Origin of the sequence: Bacillus sp. MMSF_3328 (assembly GCF_030733525.1) — a bacterium.
In the GTDB taxonomy this organism is placed as follows: domain Bacteria; phylum Bacillota; class Bacilli; order Bacillales; family Cytobacillaceae; genus Bacillus_AB; species Bacillus_AB infantis.
In genome coordinates this window covers 112,119-133,729 of sequence record NZ_JASHIV010000005.1, presented here as the reverse complement: position 1 = coordinate 133,729, position 21,611 = coordinate 112,119, and the positions used below count along the sequence as shown (strand labels likewise).

Below are 21,611 nucleotides of genomic sequence, written 5' to 3'. Positions count from 1 at the left end.
CATGCAATATCAATACAGATTTGAAAAGGTAATGTCGATACGGGAAAGGGAAAAGGACGAAGCCCTGGACAGCTATAACCAATCTGTCCGAAGGTTTGAAGAAGCGGCAGGAAAGCTTTATGAGCTCCTTAAGAAGAAGGAAGATCTGGAGGAGTTCCAGTTCTCCAAGCTTGCCAGCGGATTGCCGGTCCAGGAAATCAGGCATTATCAGCATTTTATCCACAGCCTTGAAAAAACGATCGAACACTACCAGCAGGTTGTATTCAATGCGAGAAATCAGATGAATTATTATCAGGATAAATTAACGGAAAAAAATATAGAAGTAAAAAAATACGAAAAGATGAAAGAGAAAGATATTGTCCGTTTTGCGGAATCTATGAAGCTGGAAGAAAACAGGCAAATGGATGATATCTCGATTCAGCTGTATGCCAATCGGGGAAGCCAGGTGGGCCAATGAATAAAACGGCAGAAGAGACAGAAAAAAAATACAGCAAGTTTCAAATGTTTTTTATATTGGTTGTGATTCCTCTCCTTTTTGCGATTGCAGTTACATTGATTGTATTAACTGTCAATGGGACCAACCTCTTTGAAGCAGGCAGGGAACTGGGCAGCAAAATCCCTGTTATCTCGGAGATGATCGATAAGGAACAGTCAGCTGCTGATAAAGAAGCTGATCAGAGGATCGTCGAGCTTGGAGCAGCTATTGAAGACAGGGAAGCACAGATTGAGCGGCTGGAGTCCCAGCTGGAATCGAAAGACAGCGAGATTGAGGAAAATGAGCTGGAAAAACAGCAGCTGCAGAATCAGATAGACGAACTCCTGGCTATACAAGAGGAAAACAAGCGTGCGTTCAAGGATATTGTAAAAACCTATGAAACGATGTCAGCCAAAAATGCTGCGCCCATCCTTGCACAGATGAATGATGATGAGGCTCTTCAGATCCTCTCGAATGTAAAGCCTGACACGCTGGCAGGCATCATGGAAAAAATGCTGCCGGAAGATGCTGCAAAGTTCACAGAGCTTTTGACAAATGAAAGCAGCCGGTCAGCTTCAGAATGACTCAGCGTGATATGAAAGGGGGTGAAAAGAATGCAGCTAACAGGTTTGGGGGCAATCGTTAGTGCAGGTCCGGCCGCTGCAAATGCGGGAAAAACTGAGGCGGGCCAGGGATTCACGGCTATGATGTCAATGCTTTTGGCAGGCCAGGGAGAAATTCAGCAGGACCCAAGCGGGAAAACTCCTGAAGTAGATCAGGAGGCTCTCATGTCACTGGCTGAATTCATGTCTGCTGATTCCCTGCTTGATCTGGAGGGCGGACATCAGCTGCTCGACCAGCTTTTGAGCGGTGAAGATACCGGTCTGCTTGAACAGATTCAGAGCTATCTTGGATTGTCTGACGAAAGGATATCTTCCATAGTAACTGACCTAAACAAGTACTTGTCAGATTTAACAGGGAAACAGGCAGATGAACATATAAATATTGAACAGTTGCCATACTTGGAAAACATCATGCACATACTTGCTCAATTGACCGCTCTTCCAGAAAATAAAGTCGCCGGTTTACTTTCAAAAGAACTTATCGATGCAGCCAAAATTGTAAAGTTATACGACCTTCTTCAAAAAAATGCCGACTTTGCTGGAGAACAGCCGCTCGCCAAAGGAGCAAGGCAATTGCTTGAAAAACTTGACGCTTTTATCATGTCAGCGGCAAGCAAAGAAAAGCTCCACTATTTGCAGAAAACTTATACCCAGCTTTCAAATGATTTAAACCTGGGCCGGCAAAAAAGCAATGAAGGCAAATATCAATTGCCAGACGGCGGAAAAACCATTTCCAGGCTGGATGCTGGTGCATCTTCGTTCACTCTGATGCCGCAGATGACAAAAGTTGAGCATCTGACACTGATGCAGTCTAACCAGGGGAAGATGGTCTCAACTGAGCAGCTTATCGAACAATTTGAATCTATCCTGGCAAAAAGCCAGCTCACAAAAACAGGCGGGGTGCAGCGGATGTTTTTACGGCTCAATCCCGAAAATTTGGGATCGCTGAGGATCGAATTGATCCAAAAGGATTCCCAGCTTACAGCCAGGATTCTGACATCAACAGGTGCAGCTAAGGAAATGCTTGATTCCCAGGTGAATGGACTTAAACAGGCACTCCACTCTCAAAATATCCAGGTAGAACGGATTGAAATTTCACAGCAGCTGAGCCAGCAGGAGAGAATGCCGCAGCGTGATGCCCAGCAGCAGCAGCAGGGGCAAAATCAGCCTGACAGGCAAAAACAGCAGGCTGGAAGAGATGAAGAATCGGCCGGTGAATCTTTTGAAGAAATTCTATTAAATACAGAAGCATAGGTGGTAGCATGGCAAATACAATTGATTCGTCTTTGATGCTTTCAAGCTATAAAAAGGAAGAACGGAAAACCGGGTCAGATATTTTGGGCAAAGATGATTTCTTAAAGATATTGATGGTTCAGCTGCAAAACCAGGATCCTTCAAACCCCTTGCAGGATAAAGATTTTATTGCCCAGATGGCAACATTCTCATCTCTGGAGCAGATGACAAACATGAACACAAGCATACAAAAGCTCGTCCAAATGCAGGAACAGGATTCTTTGATTGCCTATAGTGAATTTGCCGGCAAGGAAATCAAATGGCATAAAGTCGCAGAATCAGAGGATCCGAATGCACAGCCTTCGATCGAGGAAGGAGCAGGAAGAGTTGCCTCCATCCAGTTCAAGAATGGCAATGCTGTTTTTATCCTGGAAGATGGGACAGAGCTGGGACCAGCCAATATTTCCGAAGTCAAGGGAGGATCCCAGGATAACAGCCTCATGCAGGCGAGCATGCTGATTGGAAGAATGATAACCTTTCTTGGGGAAAATGGGGCTGAGCAAAAGGATTTTGTTAAATCTGTCAGCCTTAAAGGCGGAACTACGCTCTTCCAGCTGGGCAATGGTACAGCTGTGAATTCATCGCAAATTACCGAAATCGAATAGGATAGGAAGTGATTGGATGGGCAAGCAAGTGTATCTTCCAATTCAATCGCAATTAAATCCGGCAGTTCCAAGAAAGCCGCAGGCACACAGAAATACACATCTTGCTTCTTTTTCAGATCATCTGCAGAATGCCATTAATATTCCGGCAAAGCTGAATATCAGCAGGCATGCCAGTGAAAGGCTGCAGCAGAGGGATATACATATCACTGCTGACCGCTGGGATCAGGTTGAAACAAAGGTGGCAGAAGCAAAGGGAATGGGAATCGCAGAGTCACTTGTCCTGCTGCCGGAAGCCGCATTAATAGTAAGCGTCCGGAATAACACGGTGATCACGGCGATGGAACGGAAGGAAGCAAACAGCCAGATTTTTACGAATATTGACGGAACGATACTGATGGATTAACACTAAATGGGCCGGACCTCATTGAGGAAGCCACGTCTGCCGACTGACTGAAGCAGACTTAACATGAAAGGAGCAGATAAAATGCTGCGTTCAATGTACTCAGGAATTAGCGGAATGAAAAACTTCCAGACAAAGTTAGATGTAATCGGCAATAATATTGCCAATGTGAATACCTTTGGATTTAAAAAAGGCCGGGTTACTTTTAAGGATATGGTGAGCCAGACGGTTTCGGGGGCGACCGGGGCAGGTAACGGAGTAGGTGGAATCAATCCAAAGCAAGTGGGATTGGGATCTCAAATGTCTGCTATTGATACTATTGATACTCAAGGTAGTTTGCAGACTACAGGAAGAATTTTGGATATAGGTATACAAGGTGATGGTTACTTTAAGGTTCAAAAAGGTACTAATACCTTTTACACAAGAGCCGGAAATTTTTATTTTGATAACACCGGCAATCTTGTAACAGCCTCAGGAGAAAAAATTCTTGATAGCACCACACCAGGAAATGCGATTACGATTGCTAATATCAGTCAAATTGAAAATCTTAGCATAGGAGCAGACGGCAGCATCTCTTATGTTCAAGGCGGAACGGCATCAACTGGTCCAACCATAGGACTTGCAAGGTTTTCAAATAATGGAGGGCTTGAAAAAGTAGGAAATAACCTTTATAAGTCTACTGCCAACTCAGGACCAGCACAAAATGTTTTACCTGGTACTTCTGGAGCGGGATCACTCGTATCAGGTTCCCTCGAAATGTCCAATGTAGACCTTTCTGAGGAATTCACTGAAATGATTGTGGCTCAGCGTGGATTCCAGGCGAATACCCGCATCATCACAACTTCCGACGAGATCCTGCAGGAACTGGTAAACTTAAAACGTTAAGCTGAGGAGGGACAGGGCTGGAGGCTTCCTTCGGTCCTGGCGCTTACAATGATTACTGTTACAAGGCTGAATGGAAAGACATTTACAATTAATGCTGTTTATATTGAAACGGTCGAATCTTTTCCCGACACGACCATTACACTGGCCAATGGAAGAAAGTATGTGGTGAAGGATGATGAGGACTCGGTGAAAAGGAAGATTATCGGGTTCTATCAGTCTATCGGATTGCTTGGGCACAAACAGCTGGAGGGAATGGAAAATGAAGAATAATAAACTCTTAATGATCATGCTGTTTTTGCTCATAGCTATCACTCTGGTTGGTGCGGTGGCATTGGTCGTTGTTATGAAATATACAGACGGTGCAGAGGAGAAAGAGCCTTCAATTGAAGAAGTGCTGGAAGCATCTGTGGACATTAACCAGATCACAACGAATTTGGCCAGCGATGATTTTATCCGCATCTCCTTCAAGGTTGAGACTGACAGCAAAAAAGCGAAGGAAGAGCTTGAGAAGAGAGATTTCCAGGTCAAGAATATTATCATCCAGGAGCTTTCAGAAAAGAAGGCGGAAGACCTGCAGGGCAAAGAAGGCAAAATCAGCCTGCAGGAGGACCTTAAATCAAAAATCAACAGCCTGATGCAAAACGGAAAAGTAGAGAGTGTCTATATCACTGAGTCTCTCCTCCAATAATCCGGATTTTCCTCGGCAGATTACGAAGATGGAGGTGAGGGTTCATGTCTGGTGAGGTTTTATCGCAAAATGAAATCGATGCACTGCTTTCCGCTATATCAACAGGGGAAATGGATGCAGATGAATTAAAGAAAGAACAGTCTGAGAAGAAAGTGAAAGTATATGATTTTAAGAGGGCACTCCGGTTTTCAAAAGACCAGGTTCGGAGCCTGACCAGGATTCACGAAAATTTTGCCCGTCTATTGACGACCTTCTTCTCAGCGCAATTAAGGACCTATGTCCAGATCTCGGTGGCTTCTGCCGACCAGATACCATATGAGGAATTTATCAGATCGATTCCGAAAATGACGATATTGAATGTATTCGAGGTACCCCCGCTCGATGGAAGGATCCTGATGGAGGTCAATCCTAATATTGCCTATGCGATGATGGACCGGATGATGGGCGGCAGGGGTTCGAGCATCAATAAAGTCGATACATTGACAGAAATCGAGACAAAGATCATGTCCAATACTTTTGAACGGGCATTTGAGCATTTGAGGGAGGCATGGAGCACGATTACCGAAATCGATCCTTTCCTTGCCGAATTCGAGATCAATCCGCAGTTTCTGCAGATGGTCTCCCCAAATGAAACGGTTGTCGTCATATCGCTGAACACCATGATCGGCGAAACAAGCGGGATGATTAATATCTGCATACCCCATGTTGTGCTTGAACCGATCATTCCCAAGCTTTCTGTCCATTACTGGATGCAGACAGAGAAAAAGGAAAGGGAGCCAGAGGAGCTCGGCAGGCTTGAGGACAGCATACAGAAGGCACAGGTGCCGGTTTCAGCAGAACTGGGTTCTGCCGATATTTCCATCCAGGACTTCCTTATGCTTGATCTCGGGGATGTCATTGAGCTGAACCAGGCGATTGACCGTCCGCTGACGATCAAAATCGGGGATATCCCTAAATTTACAGGACAGCCCGGTAAGGCGAATAAAAAGCTGGCTATTCAAATACTTGATACATTGAAGGGGGGAGACAGCGATGATGAGTGACGATATGCTCTCGCAAGATGAAATAGATGCCCTTTTAAGAGGAACCGACGACACAGAGGAAGACGATATTTTTTCAGTTCAAGATTACCTATCCATGATGGAACAGGATGCGCTTGGTGAAATCGGGAATATCTCTTTTGGCAGTTCTGCTACTGCTTTATCTACACTTTTGAATCAAAAGGTTGAAATAACAACCCCGACTGTTTCTGTCATATTAAAAAGAAAGCTTCAAGAGGAGTTTCCGCACCCGTATGTGGCCATCCAGGTCAGCTATACAGAAGGATTCTCAGGAAGCAATCTGCTTGTCATTAAACAATCAGATGCTGCAATCATTGCAGATCTCATGCTGGGCGGAGACGGATTGAACCCCGCAGATCTGCTTGGCGAAATCCAGCTGAGCGCCGTGCAGGAAGCAATGAACCAGATGATGGGTTCCGCTGCAACTTCCATGTCCACCATTTTCAGCAAACGGGTTGATATTTCGCCACCATCCATTGATTTTCTGGATGTGCAGCAAGGGGAAGGGACAGATAGGATTCCGGATGACGATATGCTTGTAAAGGTATCTTTCAGGCTGAAAATTGGGGATCTGATTGATTCAAGCATCATGCAGGTGGTCCCGCTGGAATTTGCTAAAAGGCTGGTTGAAGAGCTTATGAATCCGGGGGCGCAGGCTGAAAACCCGGCTGCAGATTTGAGCAAGCCTGACCCTGTGCAGGCACAGGAGCCAGCATTCCATCAACCGCCGGCAGAACCAGTGCCGGATATGGCAGCAGCCCCTCCCGGCTATGGACAGGGAACTGTGCAATACTCCGGCATGGAAACACAGACGCAGCGTCCGGCTGCCCAGGCGGCTCCCCAGCATCTTGGGGCCCATTATCCAGGCGGACAGCCGCCGCAGGTTCAGCCTGCTGTATTTTCAAACTTTGAGCCTCAGCAGCTTCAGGAGTCTGAAACAAAGAATCTGAATATGCTCCTGGATATTCCTTTGCAGGTGACAGTAGAGCTGGGCAGGACAAAGCGTTCAGTTAAAGATATACTGGAGCTTTCCGCGGGATCTATCATCGAACTGGACAAGCTTGCAGGAGAACCGGTAGATATTCTTGTCAACAGCCGCCTGATTGCAAAAGGCGAAGTGGTTGTTATTGAAGAGAACTTTGGTGTCAGGGTCACAGATATCATCAGCCAGAGCGACAGGATCAAAAATTTAAGATAACTAATATGGGGGTTAAGTATTATGGCACAGAAGATTTTGATAGTGGACGATGCGGCATTCATGCGAATGATGATTAAGGACATCCTGTCCAAGAATGGCTACGACGTTGTCGGCGAGGCAGCGGATGGGGCCCAGGCTGTAGAAAAATACAAAGAAACACAGCCTGACCTGGTGACAATGGACATAACGATGCCGGAGATGGATGGCATCACTGCACTGAAAGAAATCAAAAAGCTTAATCCTTCTGCAAAGGTCATCATGTGTTCGGCCATGGGTCAGCAGGCGATGGTCATCGATGCCATCCAGGCCGGCGCAAAGGATTTTATCGTTAAGCCTTTCCAGGCTGACAGGGTCTTGGAAGCTATCTCAAAAACCTTAGGCTAAAAGCAATTTTAAAAATAGAGGGTGCATCATGTTGCAAATAGTTAAACAATTGCTCATAACCCTGCTTCTTGCTGCAGCTGCTTTGCCGGGCCTTCAATCTGTGGCCCATGCAGAGCAGCTGAATAACAGCGTCAAAGACTGCTTTGAGCAGAAAGCGGGAGATTGCGCAGAGCCTGCAAAGGGAGCCGGCTCGGCTGCAAAGGAAGAAGGATCTGGCGGAGTTGGCATTAACAGCTGGGATATAGCCAAGATGATTTTTGCCACAGCATTTGTCATTGGCCTGCTGTACTTTCTGCTTAAATTCATCAACAAAAAAAGCCGGACCTATAAATCTTCCCAGCTTGTCGAAAATCTCGGCGGCGCCTCGCTCGGAGCCAGCAAAAGCATTCAGATCATCAAAGTAGGCAGGCAGCTTCTTGTAGTGGGTGTGGGTGATAATATACAGCTGTTGAAAGAAATAGATGATGAAGAAGAATATCATCAGATCATCAATGATTATAACAACAAAATGGAACAGCTTGTTCAGCCAAGCGATATTGTGACAAAAGTGATTCAAAGAGCAAAGGCAGCCAGAACGGCAAATGCGGCAAAATCAAAATCCGCTGAAGGCAGCAATGGCGATTTTCAGTCTGTTTTAAAAGGACAGCTGGAAGAGCTGAGCAGAGAGCGCAGGAAAATTCACCAGGAAATGGAGCAGAAGGGGCCAAAAGATCAATGAATGAATTTATGGAATTTTTCAATGCGAGCTCCCCTGATAATGTATCCACTTCAGTAAAAATGCTCCTGCTGCTGACGGTTTTATCGCTGGCGCCGAGCATATTGATTTTAATGACATGTTTCACCAGGATCATCATTGTTCTTTCTTTTGTCAGAACGGCGCTTGCTACCCAGCAAATGCCACCCAACCAGGTGCTTGTAGGCCTCTCGCTTTTTTTGACATTCTTCATCATGGCACCCACCTTCCAGGAGGTTAATGAACAGGCGCTGACCCCGCTTTTTAATGATGAAATCAATCTTGAACAGGCGTATGAAAAAGCTTCTGTCCCTTTCAAGGACTTTATGAGCGCCCATACAAGGCAGAAGGATTTAGCTTTGTTCCTGGAATATTCCGGTGCCGAAACGCCGGAATCCATACAGGATATTCCGCTGACAGCGCTGGTTCCGGCATTTGCCATCAGTGAGATAAAAACTGCTTTCCAGATTGGATTTATGATTTTTATCCCTTTCCTAGTGATTGATATGATAGTGGCCAGTGTGCTTATGTCCATGGGGATGATGATGCTTCCGCCGGTCATGATATCACTTCCGTTTAAAATTTTGCTGTTCGTTCTTGTGGATGGATGGTATCTCGTGGTCAAATCTTTACTACAAAGTTTTTAAGCAGGTGAATGAATGAGTCCCGAAACAGTTATATCGATCGCAGAGCAAGGGATTATGAGTGTTTTATATATCAGCGGGCCGCTTTTGGTGCTTGCGCTTGTCGTGGGGCTGATTGTCAGCATCTTTCAGGCGACCACCCAGATCCAGGAACAGACCTTGGCATTTGTGCCAAAGATCGTTGCTGTCCTTCTCGGTGTTGTTTTTTTCGGCCCTTGGATGCTCAGCCATATGCTTTCTTATACAAATGAAATATTTTCAAATCTGACTAGATTTGTAGGATGATGACATGCTAGATTTACTTCCGGCGTTTCCTGCTTTTTTACTGATATTTGTAAGAGTGACTTCTTTCTTTCTTCTGATGCCGCTTTTTTCTTACCGGTCAATCCCTAATACCCATAAAATTGGCTTGGGCTTTTTTCTGGCCTGGATCATCTTTTATGCGGCGGATGCCCCGGCATTTGAAATTAATGGTGCCTATTATTTGCTGATTATGAAAGAAGCACTGGTTGGGCTTGTCATAGGCTTTATATCATATTTAATCCTTTCGGCCATTCAAATAGCAGGCGGTTTGATCGACTTTCAGATGGGTTTCGCCATCGCCAATGTAATTGATCCGCAAACAGGTGCGCAAAGCCCGCTCATGGGCCAGTATTTATACACGATATCTCTGTTTTTCCTCCTGATGGTCAATGGGCATCATCTGCTCATTGATGGTATTTTCTACAGCTATCAGGCTATACCGCTCGACCAGCCGTGGATCCCGTTCGGGGATGAAGGTATGGCTGAATATATGCTGCGGGCCTTTAATTCGATGTTCATATCGGCATTCCAGATGTCTGTGCCGGTGGTCGGGTGTCTGTTCCTTGTGGATGTGGCGCTCGGAATTGTAGCAAGGACCGTTCCCCAGCTGAATGTGTTTGTAGTCGGAATTCCGCTGAAAATCGGCGTCAGCTTCATTGTTCTTGTTGCTGTTATGAGTGTCCTGCTCTATGTAGTCTCGCAGCTTTTCGGCGCGATGGCCAGTACAATGAAAGGCCTGATGGATCTGATAGGGGGAGCGTCTGGATGAATAGGATCAGGCTTGATTTACAGTTTTTCAGCGGGGAGAAGACAGAAAAGGCCACCCCCAAGAAGCGTCAGGACTCCCGTAAAAAAGGGCAGGTTGCCAAAAGCCAGGATGTCAATACAGCCTTGGTTCTGCTGGCTGTATTCCTGTTTCTCCTTTTTGCAGGCGGATATTTAAAAAATATCATCATGTATTTGCTGACGCACTCTTTTCAGGAATTTATGCTCATGGAACTGACCGAGAGCAATGTACAGGCCATTTTCCTTGCAGTCATGAAGGAATTGGCTTTGTTTCTGGGACCGGTCATGCTGATTGCCATGATTGCCGGGGCAGCAGCCAATTATATGCAGGTTGGATTTTTATTTTCAACCGAAGCCATTCAGTTTAAGCTGGAAAAAATCGATCCTATCAAAGGATTTAAAAGAATTTTTTCAATGAGGGCCATTGTGGAGCTGCTGAAGTCGGTCTTAAAGATCGGATTTGTCGGTGCGGTCACATTTGTGGTTTTATGGATGCGGATTGACGAAATCCTGATGCTTTCACAAAAATCCCCGGGGGCGGCACTGATCATTTTGGCCAGTCTTACCGTGCAGATGGGCTTATTTGCATCAGCTGCGCTTCTCTTTTTATCTGTCCTGGATTATCTCTATCAGAAGTATGATTTCGAGAAAAACATCCGGATGTCCAAGCAGGACATAAAAGATGAATATAAAAACATTGAAGGCGATCCTTTGATCAAGTCAAAGATCAAGCAGAAGCAAAGAGAAATGGCGATGAGCCGCATGATGCAGGAAGTGCCGAACGCCGATGTCGTCATCACCAATCCTACCCACTTTGCCATTGCCCTGAAGTATGACGAAGAAAAGCAGGATGCACCGTATGTGGTGGCAAAAGGCGCAGATTATGTTGCACAGAAAATCAAATATATAGCCAAAGAAAATGAGGTAATTACGGTGGAGAACAGGCCGCTGGCGAGGGCTCTGTACAGCCAGACCGAAATCGGCAGCACCATACCTGAGGAGTTTTTTAAAACGGTTGCGGAAATCCTTGCGTATGTATACCGCACCAAGAACAAAATGTAAGCAGCAGCGAAGAGGCCTGAACAGTCCGGCCATGATGACGCTTCTGAATAGAGCGGAGTCCTTCGTCTGCGTTCCATCGAACCAAGTGCCTTACGCATTTCTAAATTGTCCAGCTCCAGGCACTAGCCCCTCGAGGTCTTAAGCCACATAAGGACGGGAGGAAGAACGCCTCCCATCCTTATGCGTCTTAAGCTTGTCGTGGCTGAACAAGTGCCTTACGCATTTCTGTTAGGAGAGAGATTATGTCTGGTAGAGATTTATCGGTTGTTGTCAGTGTCATCCTGATTGTCGCCATGCTTATCATACCATTTCCATCGTGGCTGTTAAGCATCCTGATCATCATGAATATATCACTGGCGCTTCTCGTTTTGCTGATATCCATGAATATGAATGAACCGCTGCAGTTTTCCATTTTTCCATCGCTCCTGCTGCTGCTGACATTATTCAGGCTTGGACTGAATGTATCCACGACCCGATCTATTTTATCAAAAGGTGAAGCAGGCGGTGTCGTTGAGACGTTCGGGACATTCGTTGTCGGCGGGAATGTAATAGTAGGGATGGTTGTTTTCCTTATCCTGATTATTATCCAATTTATCGTTATAACAAAAGGTTCTGAGCGTGTTTCAGAGGTTGCAGCAAGATTTACGCTCGATGCAATGCCAGGAAAGCAGATGAGCATCGATGCTGATCTGAATGCGGGGATGATTTCTGAGCATGAAGCAAGGGAAAGACGGGAAAAGGTCAGCCGGGAAGCTGATTTCTACGGCTCGATGGATGGTGCGAGCAAATTTGTAAAAGGGGACAGCATAGCCGGGATCATCATTGTCCTGATCAACCTTATATTCGGGATTGTCATTGGCATGATGCAGCAGGGACTCGGCTTCGCTGATGCGGCCAGCCGCTATTCGCTGCTGACAGTGGGTGACGGGATCGTCAGCCAGATCCCTGCATTGCTTATTTCAACCGCGACAGGAATTGTCGTGACCCGGGCAGCATCCGAAGGGAATCTGGGCAAGGATATTACTTCACAGATACTCGCATACCCAAAGATGCTGTATGTAACCGGAGCGACAATATTCCTGCTTGGACTGTTTACGCCTATCAGCAATATCCTTACTTTCCCGATTGCCGGATTGTTTGCTTTTGGCGGATTTATGTTATCAAGGGTGAAGGAGCCTGATAAAGAGCAGCTTCAGGAGATAGAGGAAGAGCTGGAAACAGATGAAATGAAGAGTCCTGAAAGTGTGGTCAGCCTTCTGAATGTGGACCCCATTGAATTCGAGTTTGGCTATGGGCTTATCCCGCTTGCAGACGCCAATCAGGGCGGAGACCTTCTTGACAGGATCGTGATGATCCGGAGGCAGCTTGCAATTGAACTGGGGCTGGTCATTCCTGTGGTGAGAATCAGGGATAATATCCAGCTGCAGCCGAATGAATACAGGCTGAAGATTAAAGGAAATGAAATGGCCCGCGGTGAGCTGCTGCTTGACCACTATCTGGCCATGAGCCCCGGGATTGAAGATGACAGCATCGACGGGATTGATACGGTTGAGCCTTCCTTTGGGCTTCCAGCCAAATGGATAACAGAGGAAACGAAAGAGCAGGCAGAAATTTTTGGCTACACGGTAGTGGACCCCCCTTCGGTCGTCTCTACCCATATTACTGAAATCATCAAAGCGAACGCCTATGATCTGCTCGGAAGGCAGGAGACAAAGCAGCTGATTGACCATCTGAAGGAAAGCTACCCGATCCTTGCAGACGAAGTCACGCCAAATCCATTGTCAGTTGGCGAAGTTCAAAAGGTATTGGCCAAGCTGCTTAAGGAGAATGTTTCTATCCGCAACCTGCCGATCATTTTTGAAACGCTGGCTGATTTTGGAAAAGTGACATCTGATACAGATCTGCTCACTGAATATGTAAGGCAGGCGCTGGCCCGCCAGATCACCAACCAGTATTCCGCACAGGGCGATTCCCTGAAAGTTGTGACATTGTCAGGGAAAATTGAAAAGCTGATAGCAGAAGGCATCCAGCAGACTGAGCATGGGAATTATCTTTCAATGGATCCGGCTGTTTCACAAAGCATCCTGGAATCGATCGCTTCCCAGGTGGAGCAGCTTTCCATCATGGACCAGTCGCCTATCGTTCTTTGCTCGCCAGCCGTTAGGATGTATGTGAGACAATTGACAGAACGGTATTTCCCGCTCGTGCCGATCCTTTCCTATAATGAATTGGAAGCAAATGTAGAAGTACAAAGTGTAGGGGTGGTGAACATCGATTGAAAGTAAAAAAATTCACGGCACCTTCAATGCCTGAAGCAATGAAAATCATCCGCGAAGAGCTTGGCAGCGATGCAGTCATCCTGAATTCCAAAATGGTGCAGACAAACGGATTCCTAGGGTTTTTCAAGAAAAGGAATATTGAAGTCATTGCAGCAATAGATCCTGAGCCCAGCCAGCCTAAGGAAGTATTAAAAGAAAAAATGATCGAGCCTCCGCCTGTAAAGGCAGCTGAATTTTTTCCAAAAGCAGGGGGACCTTCTTCGGAAGAACTGGCAGCGGAAATCCGGGAGCTTAAGCGTTTAATGCAGCAGTCTTCTTCTGGAGGAAGCTTAAGAGCCCAATCTTCCCTGCCGCTTCCGCTCAAGAAAGTGCAGGAAGAGCTGGCAGGACAGGAAGTGGAACCTTCAATCATTGAAGAGCTTATGGAAAAGCTTTTGGTAAAATGGTATAAATCTGACTTAGAACCTGATTTTAACAAGATTAATAGCTGGCTGAGGGAACTTTTGACGGCAAAGCTCGAAACAGCCCAATATGGCGGAATTGCGTTTGATCACAAAATCATTAACTTTGTCGGACCTACAGGCGTTGGCAAAACAACTACTCTGGCTAAAATAGCTGCTGAATGTGTGATAAAGCAAAAGAAAAAAACGGCCTTCATCACTACAGACACGTATAGAATCGCTGCCATCGACCAGCTGAAAACATATGCAGATATACTCGATGTGCCTATGGAAGTATGCTATACAGAGGAAGATTTCAAGGCTGCAGTGGACACTTTCAAGGACTTTGAGGTCATTTTGATTGATACAGCGGGACGCAATTTCCGCAACCCGAAATATGTCCAGGAGCTTAAAAGCCTGCTTGAGGCAGAAAGCAGCCAGACCTATCTGGTCCTATCGTTAACATCCAAGCAAAGGGATATGGAAGAAACAATCAAACAATTTTCAGTAGTGGACATTAACAGGTTCATATTCACAAAAGCAGATGAAACGTCGACCTTTGGACCGCTGCTCAACATAATTGATAAAACAGGAAAAGGGGCAGCCTATCTGACTACCGGCCAAAATGTCCCGGATGATCTTGTGCCCGCCGGCCCGAAAACAATAGCCGGGGCGATAATGGGAGAATCAAAGTATGAATGACCAGGCAGAACAGCTTAGAAGGAAACTGAGGAACGGGGAAGATAAGGCTTCAGCAAAGACTATCGCTGTAATAAGCGGGAAAGGAGGAGTAGGGAAATCGAATTTTTCCCTGAACTTCTCCCTTTCACTCCAGGAAAAAGGGCATGATGTTCTGCTGCTGGATCTTGATATCGGAATGGGGAATATAGATGTCCTGCTTGGCCTTGCTTCTCCTTATTCGGCTGCAGACTATTTTGCAGGCAATGCTTCACTCGAGAAAATCATTTCAGTGGGACCGCATGGACTCCATTACATAGCAGGGGGAACAGGCCTTTCTCAGCTGGCCGAGATCTCAGCACCGGTGCTTGACCAATTTTTCTTGGATTTCTCGGAGCTGTTTTCTAAATATGAATATATCATTCTGGATATGGGTGCGGGAATCAGCAGCCAATCTCTTCATTTTATTTTATCCGTGAATGAACTGATAGCAGTGACAACCCCTGAGCCGACTTCTTTGACCGATGCTTATGCTGCTTTGAAGTTCATCCATCTCAGGGACAATAAGATGCCGATTAGTATAGTCGTCAATAAAGCAGAAACAGAGAAGGAAGCAGCCTCGGCGTTTAACAGGATATCACAAGTAATGGAAAGCTTCCTGGGAAAAAGGGTCACAAGGCTTGGCGCTGTTCCTGATGACCGCAGCGTTCAGCAGGCCGTCAGGAAGCAGACCCCTTATCTGCTTTATAAAAGAAGCTCGGCAGCTTCAAGGGCCACTCTTGACATTGCTGATTTTTTCCTGCAGCAGAACGGGAAGCAGCAGGCTGATGGGAAGGTTCCCTTTATGTCGCGGCTTAAGCAATTGCTTTTTGAAAAGGGGCGGAGCTAAATGGGCAAGATCAATGTACTCGTAGTGGATGACTCTGCTTTTATGAGAAAGCTTATCTCTGACTTCCTCTCTGAGAATGAACAAATCAATATATGCGGAACCGCTAAAGATGGGGAAGATGCTTTAAGGAAGATTGAGGAATTGAAGCCGGATGTCGTTACCATGGATGTGGAAATGCCGAAGCTTAATGGACTTGATGCATTAAAGAGAATCATGGAAGTTCATCCCCTTCCTGTCGTCATGCTGGCCAGTGCCACCAAAGAAGGCGCAGAAAAGACAATGAACAGCATCCAGCTCGGAGCTGCCGATTTTATCTCAAAGCCTTCAGGTTCTATTTCACTGGACTTGTTCAAAATTAAACAGGAGCTTGCAGAGAAGGTCATTGCTGCAAGCAGGATATCAGCTGCCAAACTGGCAGACAAGCCTTTATATGGAAAAAATACTATTAAGCTATACGAAAATTATAGTAAAATAGAACCAGAGACTTTCGGACCGCCCCTCAAGCCAGGCAGCCTGCCCGCAGCAGACAAGCTTGTGTGCATCGGTACCTCAACCGGCGGGCCGAGAGCGCTTCAAAAGGTGTTTTCCAAGCTTCCAGGGACCCTGGATGCACCAGTGCTTGTTGTCCAGCATATGCCTCCAGGCTTTACCAAGTCATTGGCTGACAGGCTGGATCTCTTGTCGGAGCTGTGTGTAAAAGAAGCCGAGCACGGCGAATTGCTGAAAAAAGGGACAGCTTACATAGCGCCCGGGGGCCTTCACCTGACAGTACAGCAGACGAAAGCCGGCTTGATGGCGGTCTTAAGTGAAGCTGCGCCGGTCAATGGGCACAGGCCATCAGTAGATATACTGTTTGAGTCGGCAAGCATGATTGAAAATTGCCATAAAATCGCTGTAATCCTGACTGGCATGGGTTCAGACGGGACAAAAGGCTTATCAGCAATCAAGAGCAAAGGAAATGCTTCTGCTATTGCAGAATCAAAAGATTCAGCGATTGTATTCGGAATGCCGAGGACGGCAATAGAAACCGGGCTTGTCGATAAAGTTGCGAATATAGAAGAAATTGCTGAAAAAATAAAGAGCTATGTTTAATTCAGAGGGGTGAAAGCGCCATGGAAATGAGCCAATATTTAGAAGTATTTATTGAAGAAAGCAGGGAGCATCTGCAAGCGATTAATGAACATCTGCTTGAACTTGAAAAGAATCCTGCCGATTTGAAAATAATTAATGAAATATTCAGATCTGCCCATACGTTAAAAGGAATGTCTGCCACAATGGGTTACGAAGACCTGGCCCGCCTGACCCACCAGATGGAGAATGTTCTTGACGCTATTAGAAATCAAAAGATAGGCGTTACGCCTGAACTCCTGGATACCGTTTTCCTGGCAGTCGATGATTTGGAAGCCATGGTATTATCCATTTCAGAAGGAGGGGATGGAAAGCGCGATGTCAGTACGGCGGTAAAGCAGCTGGAGCTGATTGAAAATGGCCAAACCCCTGTAATGGAATCGCGTCAGGAAGCGGCGGCTGCGGCTGCTGCAGAAGCAGAAGTTCCTGCAGAGCTGAGAAGTGATTATGATGAATTTGAACGGACTGTGCTCAGCCAGTCAAAGGAACAGGGCTTTGACGTTTTCGAGATATCCATCTCTTTAAGGGAAGATTGCCTCCTGAAGGCTGCGAGAGTATTTATGGTGTTCGAAGTATTGGAGAAGTCCGGTGAAATCATTAAGTCCAATCCTCCTGTGGACGTGCTGGAGGAAGAGCAATTTGATTCAGCCTTTACGGTCACGCTGGTTACAAAGGAACCAAAAGAAGAGATTCAGGCGAAGATCATGAAAGTATCAGAAATTGAAAAGGCAGAAATCATAAACATTGATCTGATGCCTGCCAATCCGGCTGAAGAAGAACCGACGCCTGCAGCCGGCATCATCCAGCCTGTGGAAGAACCAAAAGAAGAAAGCAGGAATGGTGCACCGGCCAAACAGGCAAGCAGCAAAACAATCCGGGTGAATATAGAGCGTCTGGATATATTGATGAATCTGTTTGAAGAGCTTGTCATTGACAGGGGAAGACTTGAGCAGATTTCGAAAGAGCTCAACAACCAGGAGCTCCACGAAACCGTTGAAAGAATGTCCCGCATCTCAGGAGACCTTCAGAATATTATTCTCAATATGAGGATGGTGCCTGTTGAAACGGTATTTAACCGCTTCCCTAGGATGGTCCGCCAGCTGGCCAGGGACCTGAATAAGAAAATCAATCTTGAAATTGTAGGTGCAGAAACAGAACTGGACAGAACGGTTATAGATGAAATTGGCGATCCTTTAGTACACTTGATCCGCAATGCACTGGATCACGGAGTTGAAACTCCGGAAGTACGGAAGGCGAACGGGAAAAATGAAGAAGGGACAGTCGTTCTGAAAGCGTACCACAGCGGCAACCACGTCTTCATCGAACTGATCGATGACGGAGCTGGGATAAACCGTGACAAAGTCCTGCAAAAAGCTGTCAAAAACGGCATTATAACGGAGCAGGCAGGCGCTTCATTAACTGACAAACAGGTGTACGAGCTCATTTTTGCATCCGGTTTTTCCACTGCAGACAAAATCTCGGATGTTTCCGGCAGGGGCGTAGGCCTGGATGTAGTGAAAAGCACCATTGAATCATTAGGCGGAACAGTCACGATTGATTCCCAGGAAGGAAAAGGCTCAACCTTCTCCATCCAGCTTCCGCTGACACTTTCCATCATTTCTGTCATGCTGATTGAAGTACAGAAGGAAAAGTATGCGATTCCTCTTTCGTCTATTATTGAAACGGCAATCATTAAAAAAGAGGATATCATGAATGCCCACAACCAGAAGGTCATAGATTTCCGCGGCAAGGTCGTTCCGCTTCTGTTCCTGAAGGATGTGTTCGCTGTTCCTGTGCATTTGGAGGAAGATGGTTATTATTCGGTGGTCATCGTCCGCAAAGGGGACAAGATGGCTGGACTGGTAGTCGACTCGTTTATTGGACAGCAGGAGATCGTGCTTAAATCACTCGGAGGCTATCTGAATGATATTTTTGCAATTTCCGGAGCTACGATCCTTGGGGATGGACAGGTTGCATTGATTGTTGACTGCAATGCTTTAATAAATTAATAGACTGGCATGAAAGCTACTGCCAATTCAGGGAGTGTATGAAATGAGTGAAACAATGACCGCAGATTTAAAACTGATCATTTTCTTATTAAAAGATAAAGAATATGCGATACCGGTCTCTCAAGTAAGATCAATCGAGAAAGTACAGCATATTACAAGAGTGCCCGGGGCAGCCTCCTCTGTCAAAGGAGTGATCAATCTGCGCGGCGTGGTTACCCCGATCATTGACCTGAGGACAAGATTCGGTCTTGAACAGAAAGAGTATAGTGACAGCACAAGGGTCATCATCGCCTCGGCCGATGAGATGGAAGTCGGCCTCGTGGTTGACGGGGCCAATGATGTGATCGACGTATCAGAAGATTCTATAGAACCATCGCCGAACGTGATCGGCGCCGAGGAGGCGGAGTTCATAAGCGGTGTCGTCAAAGTGGAAAAACGCCTGCTGATCCTGATCGACCTTGGAAAGATTCTGGAAGGCGGAGAAATGAAGCTGGCAGGCCATGAGTAAGCAGACCGGCAGCTTCCTGCACGGCATTTCATCCCTGCACCTGGACCTGCTGAAGGAGATCGGCAATATCGGGGCAGGGCATGCAGCAACCGCGCTGTCGACTTTGCTGGATAAAAAGATTGATATGAGAGTCCCGAATGTTAAGATCGTCTCATTTGATGAAATGATGGAAATGGCCGGGGGCCCGGAAAATGTAGTGGCCAGCGTTTTTCTGAGAATCGAGGGCGATGCCCCCGGAAGCATGTTCTTCATCCTTCCGGTGGAGCAGGCCGAATCCTTCATCCGGCAGATGACTGCTGATGACAGATTTCAGCTGGCAGAACCGCCTTTTGATGAAATAGGGCTGTCAGCTCTGCAGGAAATGGGCAATATTCTGGCAGGCTCCTATTTGTCCTCACTCTCTGATTTTACAAATCTTTCACTCTATCCTTCAGTGCCTGCACTCGGAATCGATATGGCAGGAGCGATCATCAGCTTCGGCCTTATAGAGCTTTCCCAGGTGAGCGACAGTGCAATTGTCATCGAGACAACTTTGACTGAAGTGGCACCAGCTGTCACGCATACATTAAAAGGCCATTTTTTTCTGCTGCCGGACCCCTGCTCCTTTGAAGTGATTTTCAGCTCTTTGGGAGTATTGGGCGATGAATGAAATTGCCAGCATCATCAAGGTCGGTATAGCAGATTTGAAAATCGCATCTATGCCTGACATACTGCGCACCTCGGGACTTGGCTCCTGCGTAGGAGCAGCGGTATATGACCAGTCATCAGGCCTCGCGGGAATGGCACATATCATGCTTCCTGATTCTTCCCTTGCGCGAGCCGGTTCAATCAATAAGCTGAAGTACGCCGATACAGCGATCGAAGAACTCGTAAGGCAGATGGTCCGGCACGGGGCAAGTCCGGGATTTCTCAGGGCCAAGATTGCCGGAGGGGCGCAGATGTTCCAATTTTCTTCAGGAAGCGACCTTATGAGAATCGGGCCGAGAAATGTGGAAGCAGTCAAAATAGCCCTGCAAGTGCATAATATCAGGCTGATTGCAGAGGATGTCGGAGGAAACAGCGGAAGGACAATAGAATTCAACACGAAGACGTCCATGCTGCAGATCAAAACGGTCAACAAAGGGGTCACTGAGCTGTAGGGCAGCCCTGCTCGAACATGAAAACAATTCTAATAGCTTCATCCCCGGGCACAATCCATCTCCAGAAAAAAGTCAGCCATTTGAATGGGGCTGATTTTTTTCCGCTTTTGGCCCAGTGAAAAAGCGGGATGAGCTGACTGAGGATATATAGGAAATGTTTCCTGAATCTGAGAATTTCAACTGCTGCAATATTAATAGGAAAGCAATTTTGATATAATTTACAAATACTACACCGGGCTTGCGCTTAAGGAGGTATACGTACGAATGCATGGACAATCATCTGATGAACAAGCATATTGGGCATTATGGCAGCAAAGCCGTGATGCTGAGGCCGGCAATTCCCTTGTAAAAAGATATATGCCTCTAGTGAGCTATCATGTTCAGAGAATCTCTGCCGGCCTCCCGAAAAATGTTTCCAGGGATGAGCTGAGGAGCCTCGGCTTGATGGGGTTGTATGATGCGCTTGAAAAGTTCGATCCCACAAGGGACCTGAAGTTTGATACGTACGCTTCCTTCCGGATCAGAGGATCGATTATAGATGGCCTGAGAAAAGAGGACTGGCTTCCAAGGAGCACAAGGGAAAAAGCAAAAAAGATCGAAGCTGCAGCGGAAAGGCTGGAGCAGCATCTAATGAGAAAGGCGACGGCGGCTGAAATCGGGAAAGAAGTGGACCTGCACGAAGATGAAGTGCAGACGGTCATGAGCGAGCATTTTTTCGCAAATGTCCTTTCAATGGATGAACAGCCTCAGGATCAGGATGAGAAGGATGGAGCAACCTATATCCTTAAAGACCATCGCGCAGTGGTCCCGGAGGAGAAGGTGGCAAAAGATGAACTCCTGTCAGAGATGTCCGATGCGGTTTCCTGCCTGAATGAAAAAGAACAATTGGTCATCAGCCTTTTCTATAAAGAAGAGCTGACACTGACAGAGATTGGCCAGGTGATGGGGCTTTCCACTTCAAGGATATCCCAGATCCATACGAAAGCCATATTCAGCTTGAGGCATACACTTCAAAAGATCATGTAAATGGCTTGGCCCGAGGGTATCATGCACTGCTGATAACAGCAGGAGCGATCTGAAGGGAAGTGTCCGATATGAGTTTGAAGCTGATTGAAATGCAGGTTGCCCTTCCAAGGATGCAGGATGCATCCAAGATCCAGGAGCAGCTGCAGCAGAGAGGACAAATGATGAACGACCAGGCGGCAAGGGCTGTGCAGAAGCAGGAGGAGAAGGACAGGAAGTCGGTCGTGAAGAAGCATTCCCGGCTTCAGGCCGGCTGGCAGAAGGAACGGAGCCCAAACAGCGGCGGATCGCTGCCTGAAAAGGAAAAGGAAGAAAAGGATGAAATCGTAAAAGAGGTTCATCCCTACAAAGGAACATCAATTGATTTTAGAAGATAGA

Annotated in this window: 26 protein-coding genes; all 26 read left to right on the top strand. The window is 46.5% G+C overall.

Annotated features, from left to right (window positions below; all coding sequences use genetic code 11):
* The first annotated feature begins 1 nt into the window (after position 1).
* The 26 genes from fliJ to RBB45_RS11225 all read left to right on the top strand — a co-directional run bounded on the left by fliJ (position 2) and on the right by RBB45_RS11225 (position 21,610).
* Positions 2-457 carry a flagellar export protein FliJ gene (gene fliJ, locus RBB45_RS11350; protein ID WP_009795900.1) on the top strand — a complete coding sequence of 152 codons (456 nt, stop codon included), beginning with the start codon at positions 2-4 and terminating at the stop codon, positions 455-457.
* Positions 454-1,059, top strand: coding sequence for a MotE family protein (locus RBB45_RS11345; protein WP_224950219.1), 606 nt, complete (start codon positions 454-456; stop codon positions 1,057-1,059). Before fliJ ends, RBB45_RS11345 begins: the two co-directional genes overlap by 4 nt.
* A 30-nt stretch (positions 1,060-1,089) precedes the next feature.
* On the top strand, positions 1,090-2,352 hold the full coding sequence (locus tag RBB45_RS11340; protein WP_224950221.1) for a flagellar hook-length control protein FliK: 1,263 nt from the start codon (positions 1,090-1,092) through the stop codon (positions 2,350-2,352).
* 8 nt (positions 2,353-2,360) lie between these two features.
* Positions 2,361-2,996 (top strand): flagellar hook assembly protein FlgD, encoded by a 636-nt coding sequence (flgD, locus tag RBB45_RS11335; RefSeq protein WP_224950223.1) that lies wholly within the window; start codon positions 2,361-2,363, stop codon positions 2,994-2,996.
* A 16-nt stretch (positions 2,997-3,012) separates the two neighbouring features.
* A complete protein-coding gene (locus RBB45_RS11330; protein ID WP_009795896.1) occupies positions 3,013-3,399 on the top strand; it encodes a TIGR02530 family flagellar biosynthesis protein in 387 nt (128 codons plus the stop codon).
* Between the two features lie 81 nt (positions 3,400-3,480).
* Positions 3,481-4,281 carry a flagellar basal body rod protein FlgG gene (flgG, locus tag RBB45_RS11325; RefSeq protein WP_224950264.1) on the top strand — a complete coding sequence of 267 codons (801 nt, stop codon included), beginning with the start codon at positions 3,481-3,483 and terminating at the stop codon, positions 4,279-4,281.
* Between the two features lie 48 nt (positions 4,282-4,329).
* Positions 4,330-4,551, top strand: a complete 222-nt coding sequence (locus RBB45_RS11320) for a flagellar FlbD family protein (protein ID WP_009795894.1) — start codon at positions 4,330-4,332, stop codon at positions 4,549-4,551.
* Positions 4,541-4,969, top strand: a complete 429-nt coding sequence (fliL, locus tag RBB45_RS11315) for a flagellar basal body-associated protein FliL (RefSeq protein ID WP_009795893.1) — start codon at positions 4,541-4,543, stop codon at positions 4,967-4,969. The genes RBB45_RS11320 and fliL overlap by 11 nt, the downstream gene beginning before the upstream one ends.
* Positions 4,970-5,013: 44 nt before the next feature.
* A complete protein-coding gene (gene fliM / locus RBB45_RS11310) occupies positions 5,014-6,012 on the top strand; it encodes a flagellar motor switch protein FliM (protein WP_009795892.1) in 999 nt (332 codons plus the stop codon).
* On the top strand, positions 6,002-7,228 hold the full coding sequence (gene fliY, locus RBB45_RS11305) for a flagellar motor switch phosphatase FliY (RefSeq protein ID WP_148950256.1): 1,227 nt from the start codon (positions 6,002-6,004) through the stop codon (positions 7,226-7,228). Before fliM ends, fliY begins: the two co-directional genes overlap by 11 nt.
* Positions 7,229-7,249: 21 nt before the next feature.
* Positions 7,250-7,612 carry a response regulator gene (locus tag RBB45_RS11300; RefSeq protein ID WP_009795890.1) on the top strand — a complete coding sequence of 121 codons (363 nt, stop codon included), beginning with the start codon at positions 7,250-7,252 and terminating at the stop codon, positions 7,610-7,612.
* A gap of 28 nt (positions 7,613-7,640) precedes the next feature.
* Positions 7,641-8,330, top strand: coding sequence for a flagellar biosynthetic protein FliO (locus RBB45_RS11295; RefSeq protein WP_129611774.1), 690 nt, complete (start codon positions 7,641-7,643; stop codon positions 8,328-8,330).
* Complete coding sequence (gene fliP / locus RBB45_RS11290; RefSeq protein ID WP_009795888.1) at positions 8,327-8,992, top strand: flagellar type III secretion system pore protein FliP; 666 nt, start codon at positions 8,327-8,329, stop codon at positions 8,990-8,992. The genes RBB45_RS11295 and fliP overlap by 4 nt, the downstream gene beginning before the upstream one ends.
* A gap of 12 nt (positions 8,993-9,004) precedes the next feature.
* Positions 9,005-9,274, top strand: a complete 270-nt coding sequence (fliQ, locus tag RBB45_RS11285; RefSeq protein ID WP_009795887.1) for a flagellar biosynthesis protein FliQ — start codon at positions 9,005-9,007, stop codon at positions 9,272-9,274.
* Between the two features lie 4 nt (positions 9,275-9,278).
* On the top strand, positions 9,279-10,061 hold the full coding sequence (fliR, locus tag RBB45_RS11280) for a flagellar biosynthetic protein FliR (RefSeq protein WP_009795886.1): 783 nt from the start codon (positions 9,279-9,281) through the stop codon (positions 10,059-10,061).
* Complete coding sequence (gene flhB, locus RBB45_RS11275) at positions 10,058-11,140, top strand: flagellar biosynthesis protein FlhB (protein ID WP_009795885.1); 1,083 nt, start codon at positions 10,058-10,060, stop codon at positions 11,138-11,140. The genes fliR and flhB overlap by 4 nt, the downstream gene beginning before the upstream one ends.
* Positions 11,141-11,382: 242 nt before the next feature.
* Positions 11,383-13,419, top strand: coding sequence for a flagellar biosynthesis protein FlhA (gene flhA, locus RBB45_RS11270; RefSeq protein WP_009795884.1), 2,037 nt, complete (start codon positions 11,383-11,385; stop codon positions 13,417-13,419).
* A complete protein-coding gene (gene flhF / locus RBB45_RS11265) occupies positions 13,416-14,561 on the top strand; it encodes a flagellar biosynthesis GTPase FlhF (protein ID WP_009795883.1) in 1,146 nt (381 codons plus the stop codon). Before flhA ends, flhF begins: the two co-directional genes overlap by 4 nt.
* The gene (locus RBB45_RS11260; protein ID WP_009795882.1) at positions 14,554-15,426 is read left to right on the top strand and encodes a MinD/ParA family protein; all 873 of its coding nucleotides are present in this window, start codon (positions 14,554-14,556) and stop codon (positions 15,424-15,426) included. Before flhF ends, RBB45_RS11260 begins: the two co-directional genes overlap by 8 nt.
* The gene (locus tag RBB45_RS11255; protein WP_009795881.1) at positions 15,427-16,518 is read left to right on the top strand and encodes a protein-glutamate methylesterase/protein-glutamine glutaminase; all 1,092 of its coding nucleotides are present in this window, start codon (positions 15,427-15,429) and stop codon (positions 16,516-16,518) included. It abuts the gene before it with no gap.
* Between the two features lie 20 nt (positions 16,519-16,538).
* Entirely contained in the window at positions 16,539-18,563 is a 2,025-nt protein-coding gene (locus RBB45_RS11250) for a chemotaxis protein CheA (protein ID WP_306009593.1), read from the top strand.
* A 43-nt stretch (positions 18,564-18,606) separates the two neighbouring features.
* The gene (locus RBB45_RS11245; RefSeq protein ID WP_009795879.1) at positions 18,607-19,071 is read left to right on the top strand and encodes a chemotaxis protein CheW; all 465 of its coding nucleotides are present in this window, start codon (positions 18,607-18,609) and stop codon (positions 19,069-19,071) included.
* Complete coding sequence (locus RBB45_RS11240) at positions 19,064-19,720, top strand: chemotaxis protein CheC (protein ID WP_009795878.1); 657 nt, start codon at positions 19,064-19,066, stop codon at positions 19,718-19,720. The genes RBB45_RS11245 and RBB45_RS11240 overlap by 8 nt, the downstream gene beginning before the upstream one ends.
* Positions 19,713-20,210, top strand: coding sequence for a chemotaxis protein CheD (locus RBB45_RS11235; protein ID WP_009795877.1), 498 nt, complete (start codon positions 19,713-19,715; stop codon positions 20,208-20,210). The genes RBB45_RS11240 and RBB45_RS11235 overlap by 8 nt, the downstream gene beginning before the upstream one ends.
* Positions 20,211-20,474: 264 nt before the next feature.
* The gene (locus tag RBB45_RS11230; protein WP_253616649.1) at positions 20,475-21,236 is read left to right on the top strand and encodes a FliA/WhiG family RNA polymerase sigma factor; all 762 of its coding nucleotides are present in this window, start codon (positions 20,475-20,477) and stop codon (positions 21,234-21,236) included.
* A gap of 68 nt (positions 21,237-21,304) precedes the next feature.
* The gene (locus tag RBB45_RS11225) at positions 21,305-21,610 is read left to right on the top strand and encodes a hypothetical protein (RefSeq protein WP_009795874.1); all 306 of its coding nucleotides are present in this window, start codon (positions 21,305-21,307) and stop codon (positions 21,608-21,610) included.
* Position 21,611: the final 1 nt, after the last annotated feature.

Bases quoted from the DNA above. Each gene is read 5' to 3' on its own strand.
- RBB45_RS11255 (WP_009795881.1), top strand. From the start codon at position 15,427: ATGGGCAAGATCAATGTACTCGTAGTGGATGACTCTGCTTTTATGAGA.
- RBB45_RS11300 (WP_009795890.1), top strand. From the start codon at position 7,250: ATGGCACAGAAGATTTTGATAGTGGACGATGCGGCATTCATGCGAATG.
- fliY (WP_148950256.1), top strand. From the start codon at position 6,002: ATGATGAGTGACGATATGCTCTCGCAAGATGAAATAGATGCCCTTTTA.
- RBB45_RS11245 (WP_009795879.1), top strand. From the start codon at position 18,607: ATGAGTGAAACAATGACCGCAGATTTAAAACTGATCATTTTCTTATTA.
- fliR (WP_009795886.1), top strand. From the start codon at position 9,279: ATGCTAGATTTACTTCCGGCGTTTCCTGCTTTTTTACTGATATTTGTA.
- flhA (WP_009795884.1), top strand. From the start codon at position 11,383: ATGTCTGGTAGAGATTTATCGGTTGTTGTCAGTGTCATCCTGATTGTC.
- RBB45_RS11240 (WP_009795878.1), top strand. From the start codon at position 19,064: ATGAGTAAGCAGACCGGCAGCTTCCTGCACGGCATTTCATCCCTGCAC.
- fliP (WP_009795888.1), top strand. From the start codon at position 8,327: ATGAATGAATTTATGGAATTTTTCAATGCGAGCTCCCCTGATAATGTA.
- RBB45_RS11295 (WP_129611774.1), top strand. From the start codon at position 7,641: ATGTTGCAAATAGTTAAACAATTGCTCATAACCCTGCTTCTTGCTGCA.
- RBB45_RS11225 (WP_009795874.1), top strand. From the start codon at position 21,305: ATGAGTTTGAAGCTGATTGAAATGCAGGTTGCCCTTCCAAGGATGCAG.
- fliQ (WP_009795887.1), top strand. From the start codon at position 9,005: ATGAGTCCCGAAACAGTTATATCGATCGCAGAGCAAGGGATTATGAGT.
- flhB (WP_009795885.1), top strand. From the start codon at position 10,058: ATGAATAGGATCAGGCTTGATTTACAGTTTTTCAGCGGGGAGAAGACA.
- fliM (WP_009795892.1), top strand. From the start codon at position 5,014: ATGTCTGGTGAGGTTTTATCGCAAAATGAAATCGATGCACTGCTTTCC.
- RBB45_RS11340 (WP_224950221.1), top strand. From the start codon at position 1,090: ATGCAGCTAACAGGTTTGGGGGCAATCGTTAGTGCAGGTCCGGCCGCT.
- fliJ (WP_009795900.1), top strand. From the start codon at position 2: ATGCAATATCAATACAGATTTGAAAAGGTAATGTCGATACGGGAAAGG.
- RBB45_RS11260 (WP_009795882.1), top strand. From the start codon at position 14,554: ATGAATGACCAGGCAGAACAGCTTAGAAGGAAACTGAGGAACGGGGAA.
- RBB45_RS11320 (WP_009795894.1), top strand. From the start codon at position 4,330: ATGATTACTGTTACAAGGCTGAATGGAAAGACATTTACAATTAATGCT.
- flgG (WP_224950264.1), top strand. From the start codon at position 3,481: ATGCTGCGTTCAATGTACTCAGGAATTAGCGGAATGAAAAACTTCCAG.
- RBB45_RS11345 (WP_224950219.1), top strand. From the start codon at position 454: ATGAATAAAACGGCAGAAGAGACAGAAAAAAAATACAGCAAGTTTCAA.
- RBB45_RS11250 (WP_306009593.1), top strand. From the start codon at position 16,539: ATGGAAATGAGCCAATATTTAGAAGTATTTATTGAAGAAAGCAGGGAG.
- RBB45_RS11230 (WP_253616649.1), top strand. From the start codon at position 20,475: ATGCATGGACAATCATCTGATGAACAAGCATATTGGGCATTATGGCAG.
- fliL (WP_009795893.1), top strand. From the start codon at position 4,541: ATGAAGAATAATAAACTCTTAATGATCATGCTGTTTTTGCTCATAGCT.
- flgD (WP_224950223.1), top strand. From the start codon at position 2,361: ATGGCAAATACAATTGATTCGTCTTTGATGCTTTCAAGCTATAAAAAG.
- RBB45_RS11330 (WP_009795896.1), top strand. From the start codon at position 3,013: ATGGGCAAGCAAGTGTATCTTCCAATTCAATCGCAATTAAATCCGGCA.
- RBB45_RS11235 (WP_009795877.1), top strand. From the start codon at position 19,713: ATGAATGAAATTGCCAGCATCATCAAGGTCGGTATAGCAGATTTGAAA.